The following is a 21,464-nucleotide window of genomic DNA, read 5'->3' on the forward strand; positions in this document are numbered from 1 at the left end:
ACTGTAAAACTAGAACTCAGATATATACCATGAACAACAGGAAAAACAAATTCATTTTCGCACTCTTTCTTTTCTCTTTGCTGAGAACAATGCTTTCAGCGCAGGAAATCAAGGATAATGTATTATATAAGATTGTCAGCCCGTCGGGACTGGTGCTGGATAATCGTCTGAATACGGATAATTCATCCAATGTATATCTGGCAGCCGACGCCAAGGAAAGTAAAGGACAATATTGGCGGCTGATACGCTACAAGGATTTGTATGTGATATATAATCCTTTTGTGAACAAGAGTTTCGATATCGGAACCAGCAGAGCCATAGAAGAACCGATTGGTGTATGGGATGTGAGCAGAGCCAATGGTAATCAGCAATGGGTATTAACCCCGAAAGGTAAAGATAGGTATGAAATAAAACATAATAACGCACAGCTGCTTCTGTCATTCAAACCCGCGGATAAGGCCGGATCCAAGGTCTATACATTGCCGGCTTCGGAAACAGATGGCGTGTGGAGACTGAAACCGACATCAGAGAAACTTCCCCCCGAAAATGTACATGGAAAAGCGGAGTGGGAGAACGAACAGATTTTTGCCATCAACAAGGAGGAGGGACACAATACGTTTGTACCGTTCTCTTCGGTAGAAAGTTTGAAGAAATCAGAATCTTTCAATCAGCCATGGGCGACTCCTGCATCGGATCTGTATTATTCCCTGAACGGAACTTGGAAGTTCCATTGGGTGAAACAGCCGTCGGAACGTCCGGTCAATTTCTATAAGACGGATTACGATGTGTCTTCATGGAAAGAAATTCCCGTTCCTGCCAATATGGAGATGCAGGGATACGGAACACCGATTTACACCAATGTCACTTATCCTTTCAAGAACTATCCTGCAATGATAGTGCCGCAGAAAGGATATACCAATGAAAAAGAACCGAACCCAGTGGGTTCTTATCGCAGAGATTTTACAGTGCCTGCCAACTGGGACGGCAAAGAGATATTCCTCCATTTCAACGGAGTGTATAGTGGCTTTTACGTTTGGATAAACGGTAAAAAGGTGGGATATAGCCAGGGTTCCAACAATGATGCGGAATTTAATATTACCAAATATCTGAAACCGGGAAACAATACGATTGCAGTGGAAGTATACCGCTGGACGGACGGTAGCTATCTGGAAGACCAGGATATGTTCCGCTTGAGCGGAATATACAGGGATGTGTATCTGTATGCCACTCCTAAAGTACATGTACGCGACTTCCATCTGCAATCTCTTTTCGAGAGCAACGATTACCGGACAGCCGGATTCAAAGTAGACGCCATCGTGGCGAACTATGATAGTAAACAGGCTAAAGGTCATACCATAGAGGTGACGCTGATAGATCCGTCAGGAAATTCAATAGGTACAATGACAGAACCTGTTCAGTCACTGAAAGGGAAAAAAGAACAGAAATATACATTGCAGACAAAGGTAGAGAAGCCTTTGCTGTGGACAAGCGAAACGCCTCATCTCTACAATGTGCTTGTTGCGCTGAAGAATGAGCGTGGAGAAGTGATCGAAGCCATGTCATCCAAATTCGGTTTCCGTCATATTGAAATAAAGAACAAACGGGTATATATCAACAACCGCCAAGTGTTCTTCAAAGGCGTGAATCGCCATGAAATGTTGCCGCGTACGGGTAAGGTACTGTCTACGGAATCAATGATTCAGGATATCCTGATGATGAAGCAGTTTAATGTGAACACGCTTCGTACCAGTCATTATCCGAACGACCCGCGAATGTATGCTTTGTGTGACTACTACGGATTGTATGTAATGGATGAGGCCGACGTGGAGAATCATGGTAATCATACGTTGAGCGAACGCGAATCGTGGAGGCCTGCCTTTATCGACCGTCTGGTCCGAATGATTCAGCGGGATAAGAATCATCCTTCTATCATCTTTTGGTCATTGGGTAACGAGGGTGGAGCCGGAGAGAATTTTATGGCTATGTATGAAGTAGCCAAGAAACTGGAACCTACACGTCCGGTACACTACGAGGGACAGAATGCTGCTGCCGATATTGACTCGCACATGTATCCGAGCATTGCGAATATGAGTCGTTTCGACCAGCAGGAGTCTGATAAACCCTATTTCCTCTGTGAGTATGCACACTCTATGGGAAATGCTCCGGGTAATATTGCCGAGTATTGGGACTATATCGAAAATAAATCTCAGCGAATGATTGGTGCTTGCGTGTGGGACTGGGTAGACCAGGGACTGAATAAGATAGGCGAACCCGACCATCACTATTACTATGGAGGCGACTTCGGCGACCGACCGACCGACTTTGACTTCTGTTGCAACGGTCTGACTACGCCGGACAGAAGAGTGACTCCCAAATTGATCGAGCTGAAGAAGATTTATCAATATATCAAGTTCCGTCTGTTGGCAGTTGAATCCGGAAATGTGGAAATACGTAATGGTTACTATTTCACAGATCTGAATAAATTCCGCTTGAACTGGGAGGTATTGAAAGATGGCAAGGCCGTTGAGAACGGAACCATTGAATCCATCGACCTCGCTCCGGGCGAAAAGACGACCGTCTCCATTCCTTATCGTACTTCAAGAGATAGCGGAAGCGAATACTTCCTGAATTTGAGTATAGAATTGAAAGAAGCGACTATCGCTCTGCCGGCAGGGCATGAGGTAGCATCGGAACAGTTTGCATTGAGCAGCCGTCCGGGCATGAAGAATCTGGATACAGCTTCTTTGGGACAATTATCAGTGAAAGAGGAAAACAATCAATTATGGATTTCAGGAACGGATTTCAGTGTCGCATTTGATAAGAATACAGCACTCATGACCTCTTTGAAATATGGCCCGAAAGAACTGGTTTACGGCAATAGCACGTTGGTTCCGAACTGGTATCGCAGTATCAACAACGACCGTTATACCGATCAGAATTATTATGAGACTTCTTGTAGTTTGCCTTTGTTCAGCTATCAGAAATCGGCAGACGGAAAATCGGTAGTCGTATTGACAGACCGCAAGGCAGTGGTGCAAAGCCCCACTCCGGTGACGATTGATTATCTCGTTCGCTATACAATTTACAGTAACGGAGTGGTGGATGTGGATGCTACCTTTACGAAGCCCGAAAATGCGGAGATCGTCCGTCGTTTGGGATTGCAGATGGTGATTCCGCAGGAGTTCGATCAGGTGAAATGGTACGGACGCGGGCCTCACGAGAATTACATGGACCGCAAACATTCGGCTTATTTCGGACAGTATGCCAGCGACGTGAAAGGTATGGAAGAATACTATGTACGTTCGCAGAGCATGGGCAATCGGGATGATGTACGGTGGGTGTCGTTTACGAATAAGGCGCAACAGGGATTAAAGATCACTTCCAGAAATAATCTGAATTTCAGTGCGCTTCACTTCCACGACAAGGATATCTGGGGAGCCGGACACGGATTCAAACTGGATCAGATCCGCAAACCGGAAGTATATGTGAACCTGGATTGCATCCAGCAGGGATTGGGGAACGCATCTTGCGGACCGCTTCCATTGGATGAATATATGATACCTGTCAATCAGCCGTTAAGCTATTCTTTCCGGTTGGAGATGATAAAATAATGCATTAACAAATATGGATTTAAGAATGAAACACGCTGGATTTAAACTGGGCAGAGCATTGATGTACGTATCTGTATCACTGCTGTTCCTGTCTTGTCAATCTTCCGAAAATGAATCGGAAAACCTGCTGCAGTACGTGGACCCGTTTGTGGGTACTACGTACACGGGACACACGTTTCCGGGAGCTACCTATCCCTTGGGATTTATGCAACCTGGTCCTCAAACCGGTAATTTCGGATGGGATTACTGTGCGGGGTATAGATATGAAGATCCGCTGATTTGGGGATTTTCCCAGAACAGGCTGAATGGTACGGGTGTACCCGATTTGGGAGATTTATTGATTATGCCTTTCTCCGGTACTCCCCGCAATGATTTCAGGAGTACTTATAAGAAAGAATCCGAGAAGGCTTCTCCCGGATATTATGCCGTTACATTGGACCAAAATTCGGTGGATGTGGAAATAACAACTACTCCTCATGTGGCGCTCTACCATTATTCTTTTGAGAAAGAAAAACCAAAGGTTTTTATCGACTTTCAGAATCTGTGTGTAGGCGACGCGGAAAGTTATCACGGCCGGATGCTCGATTCAAAGGTTACTGTTGAAGATAACCGGACGATTACGGGAAATTCGTTGGTTCGTGGTTGGGTAGAGCGTAATTTGTTTTATGTGATTCAGTTCGATAAGCCTTTCATTCTGGTTGAAAATTTACGGGATACCGTAATGAATAAGGCTCCCAGAAAAGTTCTTCATTTTGATTTAGGGAAAGGAAATCAATTGAATGCCAAGATTGCTTTTTCTACCGTGAGTGTTGAGGGGGCAAAAGCAAATATGGAGGCTGAACTTTCTCACTGGAATTTTGCGAAAGTGAGGAAGGCAGCGGAGGAAGAGTGGCAGAAGTATCTGTCTCTGGTGAAAGTGACGGGCACGGAAGATCAGAAGAAGAACTTTTATACTTCCATGTATCATTTGTTTGTTCAGCCTAATAATATAGCCGATGTGGATGGCAGATACCGGGGACCTAATGATTCGATCTATACGGCTGCCACTGGTAAGTATTATTCTACGTTCTCTCTTTGGGATACTTATCGCGCTGCACATCCCATGTATACGGTTCTGTGCCCGGATAAGGCTACCGACATGGTGAATACAATGATAGCTCATGCCGATGTTCAGGGATATCTGCCGATATGGGCTATATGGGGCAAAGAGAATTTCTGTATGATTGGTAATCACGGTGTTCCGGTAGTGGCGGAAGCCTGTCTGAAAGACCTGCCCGGCATTGACCAGGAGAAAGCTTATCAGGCTATCAAGAAGTCGCTCACGGAGAATCATTATAATTCCGAATGGGATATTTACGATCAGTATGGTTATCTGCCGGTTGACCTGATCGACAGGGAAGCGGTGTCCAAAACGCTGGAGTTCGGATATGATGATTATAGTGCTGCTCTTCTGGCAAAGAAACTGGGAAAACAGGAGGACTATGAATTCTTTATGAAACGTGCTTTATATTATAAAAACCTGTTTGATCCTGAAACGAAGCTGATGCGGGGTAAAGACTCGAATGGGAAATGGCGTACACCGTTTAATCCTTTCTACCTCTGTCACGGAAGCACACGTGGAGGAGATTATACGGAGGGAAATGCCTGGCAATATTCATGGCATGTTCAACAAGATGTGGATGGATTGGTTCAACTGATGGGAGGCAAAGAGGCTTTTGCTGCCCAGTTGGATACATTGTTCGAGCTGGAGGCTACGGAAGAACAGAGCGGAGGCGAATTATGGGATGTCACCGGACTGATCGGTCAGTATGCACATGGCAATGAACCCAGTCACCACGTGATTTATCTATATAGCATGATTGGAAAGAATTACCGGACAGCGGAGTTGGCGCGTGAGATTTGCGATAAGTTTTATCAGCCTCGTCCCGATGGCTTGTGTGGAAACGATGACTGCGGACAGATGTCGGCCTGGTATATGTTTACGGTTTTGGGCTTTTATCCGGTCAATCCGGCGAGCGGGGAATATGTGATCGGAAGTCCGCAGTTGCCGGAGGCGACTATCAAGTTGGCCAATGGCAAGACTTTCACCATGATTGCGGAGAATTTGTCTGCAGAGAACAAGTATGTGAAATCCGTTTGGCTCAATGACAAAGAGATAACGGATTACAAGATAACGTATGCTCAACTGATGGATGGAGGCGTTCTGAAGTTTGAGATGACAGATAAGGTAACAGAATGATTGTTTTTCAGAAAAAGTAAACTGTAATGAGTGTGTCTAAAAGATTGATTATTAATGTTGCTCTTTTCCTGGCTGTGGCTTCCGGTTCAATATTGACCGGTTGCCGCAGTGAAAAGGATCCGGTAGATTATGTGAATCCGTATATAGGAAATATCAGTCATTTGCTGGTACCGACCTATCCGACAGTACATCTGCCCAACAGTATGCTTCGTGTTTATCCGAGGCGTGAAGATTTTACGGGAAATAAGTTGAATGGTCTGCCTGTGGTCGTTTCGAGACACAGGGGGTATAGTCCGTTCAGTATCTATCCGTTTCAGGGTGGAAATGCACCGGAGTATATTGATTATGAATATGATAATGAGAAAGTAACTCCTTATTTGTATCAGGTATGTTTGCAGAATATCGGGGCTGATGTACGTTTTGCTCCTTCACACCAGTCTGCCATTTACGAGATACAGTTTGGAGGTGACGGCACTCCCCAATTGGTTGTAAAGTCCAATAACGGTTCTTTGACAGTAGACGGTAATGCCGTGTCGGGATACGAGCAACTGGGTGAGTATGCTACGAAAGCGTATATATATCTGGAGGTTGACCAACCGGTGGTTTCGCAGGAAGTGAACACGCAAGGACAGAGTGCGTCTGCCAGTCTTAAATTTGCGGATAACGTGAAGAAGCTGAATGTGCGTTATGGTATCTCCTACATTGATGAGGTACAGGCAAAAAAGAACCTGAAACGCGAGATTGCGTCATCGGATCTGGATGCTGTGGCGGAAAAAGGACGTCAGGTATGGAATGAAGCCTTGGGAAAGATTGAAGTACAGGGCAGTTCGGAAGAAGACAAGACCATTTTCTATACTTCTTTCTACCGTTTCTATGAGCGGATGATTTGTATGTCCGAAGATGGCCGGTATTACAGCGGATTCGATGGGAAAGTACATAATGACGAGGGGATTCCTTTCTATACGGACGATTGGTTGTGGGATACTTACCGGGCAGCACACCCTTTGCGTACCATCATTGAACCGGAAAAAGAGAGCCACATGGTCAATTCTTATATCCGTATGTCGGAGCAGATGGAGGATTATTGGATGCCTACTTTCCCGGAGGTAGTAGGTGATGTGCGTGGAATGAATTCCAATCACGGCGTTGCAGTAGTAGCGGATTGCTATGCAAAGGGAGTTCGTGGATTTGATTTGGAGAAAGCCTATCGGGCGTGTAAGGGTGCAATTACTGAAAAGACACTGGCTCCCTGGTCTGCTAAAAGGAAAGGCGAACTGGATGAGTTTTTCGTGCAGGAGGGTTATTTCCCTGCGTTGGCAACCGGTGAAGAAGAAACGGTACCCGAAGTACATCCTTTCGAAAGACGTCAGCCTGTATCGGTAACTTTGGGAACTGTGTATGACGAATGGTGCTTGGCACAGGTTGCCAATGCTCTGGGTAAGGAAGATGAATACCGTTATTTTATGGACAGGAGCCTCAACTACAAGAAGATCTTTCATCCGGAAACAAAGTTCTTTCATCCGAAAGATAAATACGGGCAGTTTGTCCAGCCTTTTGATTACCGTTATTCGGGAGGACAGGGAGCACGTGGAGCTTATGCAGAGAACAACGGTTGGATTTATCGTTGGGACGTACCTCACAACGTAGGCGACCTGATTCAAATGATGGGCGGGAATGACGCCTTTGTCTCCGAGATGGAAAGAATGTATAGTACCCCTCTCGGCAGAAGCAAGTATGACTTCTTTGCTCAAATACCCGACCATACGGGAAATGTGGGACAGTTCTCGATGGCTAATGAGCCTTGTCTGCACATCCCGTATCTCTACAACTATGCCGGACAGCCTTGGAGAACGCAGAAACGTATCCGTACTCTTTTGACACAATGGTTTAGAAACGACCTGATGGGAGTTCCCGGTGATGAAGACGGGGGAGGAATGACTTCTTTCGTAGTCTTCTCTTACTTAGGCTTCTATCCCGTGACTCCCGGTATGCCGGTCTATGTCATCGGAAGTCCGGTTTTTGAGCAGGCTACGGTGCATTTGGAGGACGGTAAACGTTTTGAGGTCGTTTGCCACAATTATTCTCCGGAGAATAAATATATCCAGTCGGCAAAGTTGAACGGGAAAGAGTGGAACCGTTCCTGGTTCACGCATGACGATCTGGCGAAAGGTGGAAAATTGGAGTTTGTAATGGGAGATCGTCCCAACAAGCAATGGGCGTCTTCAGCAGATGCTGTTCCTCCTTCTTTTGAATGGAATAAACATAATAACTAAAAACAGATAGATAGAATGAAAACAAAATGGATGTGTGTTGCTTCTTTGGCCGGTACAATGCTTGTGACCGGTTGTCATACTGCAGCTAATCAATCCGGTCAGGAGAAGACGGAACCGATTGCTCCGACTTTTACGATAACGACCAAACCCCAGATATATGTGACAGACTTACAGAATGGAAAAATGATGAACGAGGCTTCTTCCGAATTTTTTGATTCCAGAATGGTACGTGACTATGCTTATATCTATGTAGACCCCAATCATCAGTATGATGAAATGATCGGTTTTGGAGGAGCTATCACGGATGCAGCGGCAGAAACACTCGCCAAACTGCCTAAAGAGAAGCAGGAGGAAATTATAAATGCTTATTATGGCAAAGATGGAATAGGCTATACGGTGGTAAGAACCAATATGAACAGTTGCGACTTTTCGAGCGCGAGCTATGATTATGTAGCGGAAAATGATAGTAGTCTGCAATCGTTTGATATTGCGCCCGACCGTAAGTTCAAGCTCCCGATGATTAAAATGGCGCAGGAGAAGATAGGGGATGACCTTGTATTTTATATCAGCCCGTGGTCGCCTCCCGCATGGATGAAGACTAATAACCACATGCTCCGTGGTGGAGAACTGAAAAAGGAGTTTTATCAGACGTGGGCGGACTATTTTATCAAGTATATCAAGAGCTATGAAGCAGAGGGGCTTCCTGTTTGGGGCTTGACTATCCAGAACGAACCTCAATCGGTGCAGACATGGGAATCTTGTATCTATGACGCTGATATGGCGCATGATTTTATCAAGAATTATATGGGTCCTACCTTGGAGAAGAATCAGATGCAGGATTGCCGCATCATCGCCTGGGACCACAATCGCGACTTTGCCTATCATTATGTAGCCGATATGCTGAATGATCCCGAAACGGCCAAATATATCTGGGGAGTAGGATTTCACTGGTATGACAGAGGGAAATATGAGAATATCGACCAGGTGAAGAAGAGCTTCCCGGACAAGAAACTGGCGTTCACCGAAGGGTGTGGAGAATGGTTCAATCCGGAAAAGATTCACAGTACAGACTTGGGAGAAACGTATGCTACCAATATCATCAACGACCTGAACAGAGGTTGTGTACTCTGGACCGACTGGAATGTACTTTTGGATGAAAAGGGAGGTCCCAACCATGTAGGCAACTTCTGTTTCGCTCCGGTACACGGATTGACGGAAACCGGTGAAGTAGTTTATACTTCGGCTTTCCCGTACATCGGACATTTTTCCAAGTTCATTCATAAAGGTGCGCGTCGCCTTACTGCATCGAGCAACCGTTTCCAGTTGCAGACTACTTCTTTCATCAATCCGGATGGAACAATCGTAGTAGTGGTATTGAATGCTTCCAATGATACTCTGCCTTACAGTCTCTTTATTGACGGTAAGGAGGCAAAGAGTGAAAGTACGCCTCACTCTATCGTGACATGGGTTTTCTAACTAACAACAAAAGGATTATACAATGACTTCTAAGATAAAGAAAAGACTCTTTGGTTTTGGTTTGTACAGTGTAGCCTGCCTGTCCCTTTTTGCACAAAAGGGCGAAGGCGCTGTTACTCCGGTCTATCTGGACGAAAACAAAGCAATCGAACAGCGGGTGGAAGATGCGCTTTCGCGTATGACGTTGGAAGAGAAAGTGGCTATGGTTCATGCGCAATCCAATTTCAGTTCGGCAGGTTGTCCCCGTCTGGGAATACCGGAACTGTGGATGAGCGACGGACCCCACGGAGTGAGAGCCGAGGTACTTTGGGGAAACTTCGATTGGGCAAACTGGACTACTGACTCTTGTACGGCATTTCCGGCTCTGACTTGTTTGGCTGCTTCTTTCAACCCGGATATGGCTTATGCTTATGGAGAGGCTATCGGGGCGGAAGCACGTTATCGTAAGAAAGATGTCCTCTTGGCTCCGGGGGTAAATATCTACCGTTCTCCGCTGAACGGACGTAACTTCGAGTATATGGGCGAGGACCCATATCTGGCTTCCCGTCTGGCGGTACCTTACATTCAGGGAGTGCAGACGAACGGTGTAGCTGCTTGTGTGAAACACTATGCACTGAATAATCAGGAGCAGTGGAGAGGTTCCATCAATGTAGTGGTGGATGACCGTGCGCTTCACGAAATCTATCTGCCGGCATTCAAGGCTTCCGTTTTGGAGGGGGGCACTTGGGCTTTGATGGGCTCTTACAATAAGTATAAAGGCCAGCATTGTTGCCACAATGACTTTATGCTGAACAAGATATTGAAGCAGGATTGGGGTTTTGACGGTGCGGTAGTGAGCGACTGGTCCGGTACGCACAGTACGGATGAGGCTGCCACCAACGGACTGGATGTAGAGATGGGAACCTGGACAGATGGTTTGAAACTGTTGGGAAGACCTTTCACCTACAATGATTATTTCTTGGCCAATCCCTATCTGAAAGGCTTGAAAGAGGGCAAATATGAAGTGAAAGATCTGGATGATAAAGTGAGACGTATGTTGCGTCTTTGCTTCCGTACCAATATGGACCGTCACAGACCTTATGGTAGTTTTGCTACTCCGGAACATGCCGACATAGCTCGCAAGATAGGCGAAGAGGGAATTGTTCTATTGAAGAACGACAAAGGCTTTTTCCCGATTGCTCCCGGTCGCTACTCAAAGATTCTGGTAGTCGGAGAAAATGCAGTCAGGTCTTTGACAGTGGGCGGAGGATCATCGGAACTGAAAGTAAAGAGAGAAATATCTCCTTTGCAAGGACTGAAAGAAAAGTATGGTGATGATCGCATTTCCTATACCATGGGATATACTTCGGATCCGTCCAAATACAACGTTGATTCATTGAAACAACAGGCCATTGCAATGGCTAAGGATGCAGAGGTGGTCCTTTTCATCGGTGGATTGAACAAAGATGCTCATCAGGACTGTGAGGGTGAAGACCGTCAGATTTTTGAATTGCCTTACGAACAAGGAGCGCTTATCAGCCAGTTGGTTGCTTCCAATAAGAATACCGGTGTGATTATTATTTCGGGTAACGGGGTCTCCATGCCTTGGCTGAAGAGCGTACCGGCCTTGATGCAATCTTGGTATCTGGGTTCGGAAGCGGGGTATGCTACGGCGAATGTAGTCTCCGGTGAAGTGAATCCGTCGGGAAAGATGCCGTTCAGTATTCCGGTGAAATTGGAAGATAATGCGGCACATCATTTCGGCACTAAGGCGTTCCCCGGTGATGGCACTGATGTAGTGTATGAAGAGGGTATTCTGGTCGGCTATCGCTGGCACGATACGAAGAAAATTCCGGCACTGTTTCCTTTCGGTTATGGAATGTCTTATACTACGTTCAGTTATGGCAAGATGGCTACTAATAAGAAAGAGTACGGAAAAGAAGACACCATCGAACTCTCTTTTACGCTTGCCAATGACGGGAAATGTGCAGGTGCGGAAACTGCACAGATTTATGTTTCACAATCCAATCCTCTGTTGGAACGTCCGGTGAAAGAGCTGAAAGCCTTTAAGAAAATCTTTCTGGATGCCGGTGAAAGGAAGGTAGTCTCTTTGAGTATCCCGGTGAAAGAACTGGCTTACTATGATGATAAGAAGCAAAATTGGGTAGTCGATTCCGATCAGTTCACACTGCATTGCGGAGCCTCTTCTACGGATATCAAGAGTTCTGTTTCTATCCAAGTGCGCTGAAAGAAGAATTATCATTTTACACTATGTTTAACTTATAAATATTTATTATTATGAAAAAGAATGTTTACTCTTTATTAGTGATGGTCGCATTGGCGCTTACGGCTACATTTACAGCCTGCTCGGATGACGATGACGATACTCCACCAGTAGAAATTAAGTTGGATAAAAATATTGTGACGGTACTTCCCGGTGAATCGGCAACAGTGCAAGTACTTGAAGGGAACGGGTCTTATCAGGTGACATCGCAGAATACTGCGATAGCTACGGCCTCGGTCAATGAGTCTACAATTGAAGTGACCGGTGTGATGGAGAGTGAAGAAGATCAGACCACTACTATAGAAGTGGTTGACGCAAGACAGAAGACTGCAACGATAAAAGTGTATGTTACAAAATCTGTAAATCCATTGAAAATCGATTTGGAAGAAACGACTTTCGAGATGGTGGTAGGCGATACGAAAGATATTGAAATCATTTCCGGTAATCCTTCTTATACGGTGACTAGTTCGAATGATGCTGCAGTTGGAGTAAGTGAAGTAACTGATAATGTTTTCACGATTACAGCAGAGAAAGTTTGTGAAACCCCGGTAACTGTCACTCTCAAAGATAGCAAAAGCAGAGAAGTGGTATTGACGGTGACAAAGGTGGTACCTAATGAGGTGACAAGCATTGCCATTGACGAGGCTGGAAAGGATATCCAACTGACTCCGGGAAAAATGTTTGAATTGGCTGGTCATGTTTCCTGGTTACCGCTCACAGCCGATGTTCCCACTCTTCTTTATTCTTCGTCTGAGGAATCGGTAGCTACTATAGATGCTGATGGCAAAATAACGGCGGTTAGTGTCGGCACTGCGATTATTACTGTAAAAGTAGAGGGTACAGACATTGAAGAAACTGCTACAGTGACGGTAACAGAGCCGGAAGTGATAAAGTTTAGCAATACTGGATGGGGCTTGACCTATTCAGGCTTTGCAGCTTGGGAAGGACATAATGAGGATCCATATGCAATTTTTAATGGAAATCCGTTTGAGGGATGGTGGGAAGCCCCGGAAAGTGGTGGCTCTTCTACCGGTCAATGGATTCAGATAGATATGAAATCTCTTAAGAACGTAACAAAATTGGTGATTGCTAGACGTTGTGAAGGGGATTGGATTAAAGGTGGCTTAAAATCTGTGCGGGTTGAGTATTCGAATGAAGATACGGATAATCCAACTTCCTTTGAATTCTTGATGAACGTCAATTATAGCGATGTGGAACATATTGTAGGAGAACCGGAAGGTTCCGGCTCTGCGGTTGAAGCGGAAGTTTCAAAACCGAATGTTTTGTCGACTGTGATTTCTATGCGACATATTAAGATTACAGTGACAGATCAATGGAAGGCGGACAAACCTTGTATTGGTTATGTAGATGTATTTGGTTATGAATAGATATAAAAGACTATGAGAATGAAGATTTTTTATTCATTATTTCTTATGACGTTATTATCCGTAGTATCCATAGGATGCTCGGATAATAATGTCGAATGGGAAAGTGATGAGATACCGTCTGATAAAATAACTTTAGATGTGCAAGGAATACTGGATTTGTTGCATAATGAAAGTGTTGTAGTAAAGATTCTGACCGGAAATGGTTCTTATCAGGTTGATTCACAAGATGAGAATATTGCCAAGGCGAAAGTTGTGAGCGAAAATGAAATAGAAATCAGTGCCGTTTCAACCAGTGAACAAGATCAATATACCACTATCTATGTAATTGATGAAAAGAAACAGACTGCGGAAATCAAAGTTTGCGTAGGCAAGATGAAGGAACTTCAACTGGATATACCGGATAATTTTGAGATTTATACAGATGTAGAGGAAGACGTTCAGGTGGTAACTGGAAATGGTGGATATATCTTTAGTTTGAGTGGAGATGCGGGAGTGGTAGAACTTGGTGTTTATGTTGACGATACACATACTTTCTCTATAAAAGCGTTGAAAACAGGGACAGCCAAATTGACTGTCACTGATAAGCGGAATAAATCAAAAGAGATAACTATCCAAGTGAAAAAAGCGGATATCCGGATTACAGAATTTAGTGTTCCTCTGAGTGTGGGGTTGACTCTGAACAGCCGGTACAATCTTGGAGAAAACATAGTGATTAAGCCGGCAAATGCTTCATATAAGAAACTGTCTTATACATTGCTTGGAAATTCTGTCAGTGTAGACGAAAATGGTGTTCTCACAGCAATAAGGTCGGGGCAAACGACTGTACGTGTAAAGACGTTGGACGGAAGTAATAAAACCGCAGAATGTGTGGTGACAGTTGTGGAGCCTGGTTCTATGTTGACTCCCCTTGGCTGGACGGTGGATTGTTCGTCAATGGGTGTATGGGGTGACAATGATAATCCGGCAAATATCATTGACAACAATACTGCTACCTGGTGGGAACCTGGATATGACACCGATTTCATTGATGAATGGATTCGGATTGATATGAAATATGTGCAACAGGTAGGTAAGATTAGTATCGCCAGACGTACTTCGGGAAATGAAATTAATGTAAACCTGAAAGCCGTCAAGGTTGAGGGTAGTGTGGATGGTCAGAACTATTTTGATTTGGGTACTGCTGAATGGGGGCAGGATGGAAATAACTATACGGATCTGGAAAATGAGCTCTGGAGAGATCTTGTCTTGGCGAATCCGGTGGAAGTTCGTTATGTTAAGATAACCGTTACCGAATTATTTAGTAATAATCCATGTATTGCTTGCGTGAACCTGTACGCTCCGGAGACTAATTAAACAACAACTTGATAAATAATCCGCTGCTCCAACTGCAACTTGGCAATCTGTAGCAGCGGATTGTTGTGTGTAACTTAAATAAGACTTTTGAATAACTGTTAAAGAGAAATATAATGTGGGTAATCAGTTGTTTTTTGTTGGCAAGTATTCAGAGTCTTTTTCGCAGGGTTCCGATACATTGATTTTAATTACGGGCAGAACGGTCACGTGAAGATACAATGCATCCGACTCATTGAACTTTTGGGGGGGGATATGTCAATCTGGAAGAATGTAAACAAGTTAGTCCGCTTGCTTATTTAGTACTAACAAACTTTCCGGTCCCATATTGAACAGCAAGTCTATAATGCTCAAATTGGGCAGAAAGCCTAATTTGGATTCGAATACCTGGTAGTAAGGTTGCGGAATAAACTCCGTATCTACTTCCCGAAAATCCTTTTTGGGATGAATGACTTCCCGAAAATCGAATTCTCCGGGAGTAAACTCCATCTTATATTCGCTAGTACGCTCCATCGTGGGATGAATATCTATCAACTCACAGACCAGTTGGCAAAGTTCTTCGTTGAAATCGATTAGAAAATCATATTTCTTCTCATAGAAAGGGCGGAAATCGTCCTTGTAATATTCAAAGAAAGGAGTGTTGTTATAAGCGGATTCGATGGCATTCCAATGCAAGTGCCTCCAGTTACCGTGCTCGGAGATACGTATGTCCTTCATCGGGCATTTGGGGGTATCCGGCTTTACGGTAGGAATTGAGAGAGCCAGTTCGCCGTTTGGACCGGTGATGGTACACCGGTTACGGTAAGTTTGTTTCACGTAGTGGTCGTGTTGTTCTATAAAAATCCGGTCGTATGCCGATAATTTAGTATAGTACTCTACGGGAGCAAGATAGGCTGAGGATAAATAAGCGATTTTCATTTCTTTTATTCTTATGTGTTCAGGAGAATTGTTTTTCAGGAACCAGACATGTGATTTAAGCCATTTATTTTATAGTCCGGAAGAAACGGTCCCACCGATAACCGTCAAACAGCCCTGTCCCTTTCTCTTTGGAAAACCAGACGAGGGAGGCTTTCCCGATTACATGGTCGTGCGGGACAAATCCGAACAGACGCGAATCAGTCAGGTTGACGGTGTTGTTGACTCCCATCCAATAGTAATCCTTGGTAAAATAGCAGTGCAGTGCGGGTTTGCCGTCTACATAAAGAGAGTCTCCTTTGATTTCGGCATGCTTGCCTTCATGCATCACAAGAGTGTTTCGTAACAAAGTGATGTTCCAGGGATATACCCGGATGAATTTTCCCTTGCCGGGCACGATGAGAGGCCTTCTTCCGGCGTCTTTTTTTCGTGCCAAAGGCTGAATCCAACTTTTGCCGTTCATGGCCTGTTCCAGCAGATAATATTCATATCGGCTGAAACTGCGTACATGAGTGCTGTCATTGCTTCCCATTAACCCCTCATTGTCGATGGAGAGGCTATGCATGAGTGAGATGAGCCGTTCCTCTTTGGCGGCCGGATAACAGTAAAGCCTTTTTTTGTCCGGATTGAATTGCACATCGGGAGAAGTAGCGGAAAAAAGAGAGTCGATAAATAACGTATCCCCCGGAACGCCGAGACAACGGCCGATGTAAATTTGCCGGCAATCGATAACCGGTTGCCGGATTTCAGCCGGATTGTTGAAAACGACAATATCCTGCCGTCGTACGGGATGTTCGCACCACCGGTGGTAAGAACATACTGACATGAAAGGAATCCGAAGGCCATAGCTCCATTTGTTCACTAAGATACGTTCACCCTGGAGGATGGAATTCTCCATACCGATGGAAGGGATAAAACAGGACGTAAAAGCAAATCCCCGGAGCAGAAGCACGATGGCTATTGCTCCGGCGAATGCCAATATCCATTTGATTCTACGAATGTTCATCAATCTTTATCACCTTATCGTCTTCATCAGTGCCGGTAACGGTATTCTTGTCAGTCCACCCATTTGAAGAGGCGGTTCCAGCGGATTCTGCCGTCAAACCATCCCCGGTCCTTATCCAGTGACAGCCAGACAACAATCGGTTTGCCCACCACATGGTCTTCCGGAACAAACCCCCAATAACGGGAATCGGCGGAATTGTGGCGGTTGTCACCCATCATCCAGTAATAATCCATTTTAAAAGTATATCGGTCGGTCTTTTCTCCGTTGATATAGATACCGTCCGGCTTCATTTCCAGCCGGTTACCCTCGTATGCCACGATACAACGTTCATAGATGGGCAGGTTATCTTCGGTAAGAGTGACGGTAGAACCTTTGGCAGGAATCCAAATCGGGCCGTAATTATTGCGGTTCCACTTGGTGTAAAGATTCAGCGGGTACATCTGCCCGGCATAATCTTCCGGTTCCATGATGATTTTGCTGATTAACTTCTTGTTGCCATTCAAAGTGTCGTACATTTTTTTTGTTAACGGAAGATGGTACACCGGATTCAGCCTTCCCTGCGCGTTTCGGCTGTCCAGTCCCATTTCCAATAATCCGCTTTCCCAACCGGAATCCTCAATCAACATCTGGTCGGCTTTGCTGATGCCCAGTTCACGGAACATGTCTTCCGGAATATACGGGCCGGTAGTTTGTACGAAATAGTTAAATTGCAGGTTCTCCGGGTTCTGAATGGCTTTGCCGTCAATCATTACCTGCCCGTTTACGATTTGGAGCGTGTCTCCCGGAAGTCCTACGCAACGTTTTACGTAATTCTCCCGGCGGTCTACCGGACGCCAGAGGACTTCTCCGTAAGTGCGCGGGTTATTTAGGATTTGTCTGCGTCCGGCAGCATAATATAAGTCGTAGACGGCGCGTTGTTGTTCGCGTGTCAGGCTGTCCATATCTATCTGTTTGGAATAGATACGTTGCCCTTCACCGTAAGCCAGCGTATAAAAGTCCGTAGTCTGTTGGTAATTTACTGCCACCGTATCGCCCGCCGGGAAGTTGAATACCACAATGTCATTCAATTTCACTTTGCCGAAACCCGGAACCCTTTTATATTTCCATTGCGGCCATTCGATGTATGACTTTGTTCCCAGAACAGGTAAGGTATGCTGTGCCAATGGCATGGAAAGCGGCGTATTCGGCACGCGGGGACCGTAGCTCATCTTGCTTACATACAGGAAATCGCCTACCAGCAGTGATTTTTCCAGGGAAGAAGAAGGAATCTGATAGTTCTGGAAAATATAGATATTGACAAAATAGACAGCCACTAATGCGAAAATAATGGCATCTATCCAGCTCATCACGCTGCGTACCGCAGGGTTTTTAGACTTCTTCCAAAACGACCAGGGTATCTTCTTCGTGATGTAAATATCGAAAATGAAAGGTATGACGATTAATCCCCACCAGCTTCGTACCCAAATCAGGAAAGCAAGATAGAGGAGAATGGCAATGGTACATTTTATCCATTGTGTGCGCGTGGCTTGTCTCATAACGGTAAATTTATTTAAAACCTTTATTCATTTAGAAAAGGGAATAGATTGTTCATCCCCAGGAAACCTTCGTGCCGGACAGTGTATTCGGCTGCCAGTACGGCCCCCAATACGAAACCGCCCCGGTTCTTGGCATCATGAGTGATTGAGATAGTGTCTACTTCGGACTCATAGCGGACGGTATGGATACCGAAAACCTCACCTTCGCGGATAGAGCTGACAGGGAGTTCGCCGGGAGCGCAGGCCGTTGTTCCGCTGACTGTCCCGTCCGGTGCGAGATAAGTCCCCTTCACCCATTTGGTTTTACGGTCCATATTTTCTAAAATGCCTTCCGCCAGCGTAATGGCCGTACCGCTGGGAGCATCCAGCTTATGGATATGGTGCGTCTCGCTCATTGTGACATCATAATCCGGAAACCGGTTCATGATTTTAGCCAGATACTTGTTTACGGCGGAAAAAATAGCCACTCCGAGACTGAAATTGGACGACCAGAAAAGGGTTTTTCCTCCTTCCGTACATAACTTCCTGATTTCTTCGCCGTGTTCGGCCATCCAGCCGGTACTGCCGGATACGACCTTGACGCCGGCTTTAAATGCTTTCATATAGTTGTTGTAAGCTACCGTCGGATTGGTAAATTCAATGGCTACGTCAGCCGATTTGAACGCTTCCGATTCGAAGTCTTCCTGATTATTGATGTCGATGATGCAGACAATCTCATGTCCGCGGCTGCGGGCGACCTTCTCTATTTCCTTGCCCATTTTTCCGTAACCTATCAGTGCTATTTTCATTGTTTTCTGACTTATATTCAAAATAATAGTCGCAAAGATAAGATTTTTATTACATTTGCAGCGCACATTAACGTCTTGTTAACATGGAACATCTTCTCCATTACGTGTGGAAACACAAATTATTTCCCCTAAGAGCGCTGCAAACCACAGAAGGTCTACCGGTAGAGGTGATTGATACCGGTCTTCGGAATTCAGGTTCAGGACCGGACTTCTTCAATGCCCGGTTAAGAATCGACGGCATGTTGCGGGTAGGAGATGTGGAAATACATGCCCGTTCTTCGGACAGGTTATGTCGTGGACATCATGGTGACAGAGCCTATGGTTCCGTGATTCTGTGTGTGGTGGGGGAGGCGGACGGGGAAGTGCCCCGTACGGATGAAGAGTCCGTCCCGCAGATGGTATTACCCTATTCCGGAGAGATAGAAGTGCGTTATCGCGAACTCTGTTTCTCAACCCGTTATCCGGCTTGCCATTCTATTTTCAGTTCTTTGTCCGGACTGGCGGTTCATTCATGGATGAGCGCATTACAGGCGGAACGGCTGGAACAAAAAGCCGCATTGATACATGCCCGTCTTGAGCGTTGCGATAATAACTGGGAAGATGCCTTCTTCATCACCTTGGCGCGTAATTACGGTTTCGGCCTGAATGGAAATGCCTTTGAGAAATGGGCGGAACAGTTACCGTTTCGCGCATTGGACAAGCATCGGGACGACTTGTTCCAGATAGAAGCCTTTTTCTACGGTCTGTCGGGGCTGCTTGAAGAAACGTTCCTGGAGCAAGAACAAGAAGACGAATATAGCCTTCGCCTTCGCAAGGAATTCCGTTACTTGCAGCGGAAGTTTGAAATTTCCCGAAAGATGGACGCCTCCCTCTGGCGTTTCCTCCGGTTGCGTCCCGATAATTACCCTCATGTCCGTCTGGCCCAACTGGCTTATTATTATCAAAACGGAGATAAGTTGTTCTCCCGTTTGATGGAGGCGGAAACATTGCCGGAAGTGAGAAACATGCTCTCTGCCCGCACCTCTTTTTATTGGGAAAATCATTATACGTTCGGGCATGTTTCCCGGAAAAAGGAAAAAACGCTGGGAGAACGCTCGAAAGACCTGATTATAATCAATACGGTTGTTCCCTTTTTATACGCCTACGGTTTGCATAAGGCCAATGAAAGAATGTGCGGACGCGCCGGCCGTTTCCTGGAAGAACTGAAAGCGGAGGACAACCGCATCATTCGTTCATGGAGCGATATCGGACTGCCGGTGGCAAATGCGGCAGACAGCCAGGCATTGATACAATTGCAGAAAGAATATTGCGACAAGCGGAAGTGCCTGTATTGCCGCTTCGGATATGAATATATGAGAACGGACAGCCGGGTGAAGAATTAACCGGGAAAATGATGAAGATACCGGACTTGTCATTATCTTTGCGGCTGTCAATCCAATTTCAAATTTATAGGGTATGATAAAGACTAAAAAGTTTGTCTGCTGTTTGTTTGCCGCTATGTTGCTGGCTGCGGCCTCATTTGTCTCTTACGGCAACGGTTCGGAAGCCGGCGGTGGGGCGGTTGTGCAATCCGGCGAAGATTTCAAGTCGTTTCTTGAAAAGTTTACTTCCAGTGCGGCTTTCCAATATACCCGCGTCAGGTTTCCGTTGAAAACCCCGATTGTTTTATTGGCGGATGACGGGGAGACAGAAAAGACATTTCCTTTTACGAAAGAAAAATGGCCGTTGCTGGATGGCGAGACCCTGAAAGAAGAACGGATAGAACGGGAAGAAGGAGGAGTTTACATATCCGGATTTACACTCGACGGGCCGAAGCATAAAGTCTTTGAGGCAGGTTATGAAGAATCGGAGATGGATTTGCGGGTTGAATTTGAATTGGCGTCCGACGGGAAATGGTATGTCGTAGACTGTTATACGGCATGGTACGGTTTCGATTTGCCTGCGGATGAGTTGGAGCAGACCGTCCGTCTGGTAGCGGAAGAAAATGCCGCTTTTAAAGAACTCCATCCCTGAACAGGTAATAAAGCGGCGGGACATAAAACGGCACGCCGCGAATCGAAGCCGCGGGGGCGGTGAGTTACGGAGTTCCCACATAATATCCCAGTTCGGATTCTTTTCCATCCACTATTTCCCTGATGATGCCGTTCTTAGCATTGAATTCCTGGAACAGCTCCTCATAATCACGGGTATAATCGGCGTCGGGGACTACGTTGACGTCGAATTTCAACTCAGCTTTTCCGTGCGGAAGCATATTTCCGAAAATGCGGATACGATGAATAACCTCACCTACATTCTTGATACTGTTGTAAGTGGCTTTAAACTGCCTGATTCCGTCTTCCGGTATGATGATATGCGAACTCTTGTCCAGTATGATGCAGCCGCAGGAGGGTTGCATCTCCGAGATAATTAGCGGAGCGTCTCCCGTATTCGTAACAGTGAACATGATATCCAGTTGTTGCCCTTGTTTGATAGGATAATAATGCCTCACCGAATCTTTGATAGCCATAGTCGTAGGGCGTACTTCTTTTTTACATCCTGTAAAATAGAAAGGAAATGCAACCAGCAGGAGAGTATAAAGTATAAACTTGTTCATGGTTTCCTATATATTTAATGTGATGTC

General features: G+C 45.4%; 14 protein-coding genes. 9 read left to right on the plus strand and 5 right to left on the minus strand.

What is annotated here, in order from left to right; all coding sequences use genetic code 11:
- The first annotated feature begins 29 nt into the window (after positions 1 to 29).
- The 7 genes from Q5076_RS07115 to Q5076_RS07145 are packed head-to-tail and all read left to right on the plus strand — an operon-like array spanning position 30 to position 14,603.
- On the plus strand, positions 30 to 3,611 hold the full coding sequence (locus Q5076_RS07115) for a glycoside hydrolase family 2 TIM barrel-domain containing protein (RefSeq protein WP_303012016.1): 3,582 nt from the start codon (positions 30 to 32) through the stop codon (positions 3,609 to 3,611).
- A gap of 25 nt (positions 3,612 to 3,636) precedes the next feature.
- The gene (locus Q5076_RS07120) at positions 3,637 to 5,850 is read left to right on the plus strand and encodes a GH92 family glycosyl hydrolase (RefSeq protein WP_303012018.1); all 2,214 of its coding nucleotides are present in this window, start codon (positions 3,637 to 3,639) and stop codon (positions 5,848 to 5,850) included.
- 26 nt (positions 5,851 to 5,876) lie between these two features.
- Positions 5,877 to 8,123: a GH92 family glycosyl hydrolase gene (locus Q5076_RS07125; protein ID WP_303012019.1), complete on the plus strand. Its 2,247-nt coding sequence runs from the start codon at positions 5,877 to 5,879 to the stop codon at positions 8,121 to 8,123.
- 15 nt (positions 8,124 to 8,138) lie between these two features.
- Positions 8,139 to 9,599, plus strand: coding sequence for a glycoside hydrolase family 30 protein (locus Q5076_RS07130; protein ID WP_303012020.1), 1,461 nt, complete (start codon positions 8,139 to 8,141; stop codon positions 9,597 to 9,599).
- Between the two features lie 22 nt (positions 9,600 to 9,621).
- On the plus strand, positions 9,622 to 11,826 hold the full coding sequence (locus Q5076_RS07135) for a glycoside hydrolase family 3 protein (protein WP_303012022.1): 2,205 nt from the start codon (positions 9,622 to 9,624) through the stop codon (positions 11,824 to 11,826).
- Between the two features lie 50 nt (positions 11,827 to 11,876).
- Positions 11,877 to 13,250, plus strand: a complete 1,374-nt coding sequence (locus tag Q5076_RS07140; RefSeq protein ID WP_303012024.1) for a discoidin domain-containing protein — start codon at positions 11,877 to 11,879, stop codon at positions 13,248 to 13,250.
- An 18-nt stretch (positions 13,251 to 13,268) separates the two neighbouring features.
- Positions 13,269 to 14,603 carry a discoidin domain-containing protein gene (locus Q5076_RS07145; protein ID WP_303012026.1) on the plus strand — a complete coding sequence of 445 codons (1,335 nt, stop codon included), beginning with the start codon at positions 13,269 to 13,271 and terminating at the stop codon, positions 14,601 to 14,603.
- Between the two features lie 279 nt (positions 14,604 to 14,882).
- Here the strand turns inward: Q5076_RS07145 and Q5076_RS07150 are convergent, their stop codons facing one another.
- The 4 genes from Q5076_RS07150 to dapB form a co-directional block, all read right to left on the minus strand.
- On the minus strand, positions 14,883 to 15,518 hold the full coding sequence (locus Q5076_RS07150) for a WbqC family protein (protein WP_303012028.1): 636 nt from the start codon (positions 15,516 to 15,518) through the stop codon (positions 14,883 to 14,885).
- 64 nt (positions 15,519 to 15,582) lie between these two features.
- A complete protein-coding gene (gene lepB, locus Q5076_RS07155; protein ID WP_303012029.1) occupies positions 15,583 to 16,521 on the minus strand; it encodes a signal peptidase I in 939 nt (312 codons plus the stop codon).
- A gap of 50 nt (positions 16,522 to 16,571) precedes the next feature.
- A complete protein-coding gene (gene lepB, locus Q5076_RS07160) occupies positions 16,572 to 18,056 on the minus strand; it encodes a signal peptidase I (RefSeq protein ID WP_303012030.1) in 1,485 nt (494 codons plus the stop codon).
- Positions 18,057 to 18,079: 23 nt separating this feature from the next.
- The gene (dapB, locus tag Q5076_RS07165) at positions 18,080 to 18,844 is read right to left on the minus strand and encodes a 4-hydroxy-tetrahydrodipicolinate reductase (protein WP_303012031.1); all 765 of its coding nucleotides are present in this window, start codon (positions 18,842 to 18,844) and stop codon (positions 18,080 to 18,082) included.
- Between the two features lie 83 nt (positions 18,845 to 18,927).
- On the opposite strand from dapB, the gene Q5076_RS07170 reads away from it, so the two are divergent.
- Both Q5076_RS07170 and Q5076_RS07175 read left to right on the plus strand, forming a co-directional pair.
- Positions 18,928 to 20,226, plus strand: a complete 1,299-nt coding sequence (locus tag Q5076_RS07170; protein WP_303012033.1) for a DUF2851 family protein — start codon at positions 18,928 to 18,930, stop codon at positions 20,224 to 20,226.
- A 76-nt stretch (positions 20,227 to 20,302) separates the two neighbouring features.
- Positions 20,303 to 20,857, plus strand: coding sequence for a DUF4348 domain-containing protein (locus Q5076_RS07175; protein WP_303012075.1), 555 nt, complete (start codon positions 20,303 to 20,305; stop codon positions 20,855 to 20,857).
- Between the two features lie 64 nt (positions 20,858 to 20,921).
- Here Q5076_RS07175 and Q5076_RS07180 read toward each other — a convergent pair whose 3' ends face one another.
- Entirely contained in the window at positions 20,922 to 21,437 is a 516-nt protein-coding gene (locus Q5076_RS07180) for a DUF1573 domain-containing protein (protein WP_303012034.1), read from the minus strand.
- Positions 21,438 to 21,464: the final 27 nt, after the last annotated feature.

The organism is uncultured Bacteroides sp. (assembly GCF_958445495.1).
In the GTDB taxonomy this organism is placed as follows: Bacteria; Bacteroidota; Bacteroidia; order Bacteroidales; family Bacteroidaceae; genus Bacteroides.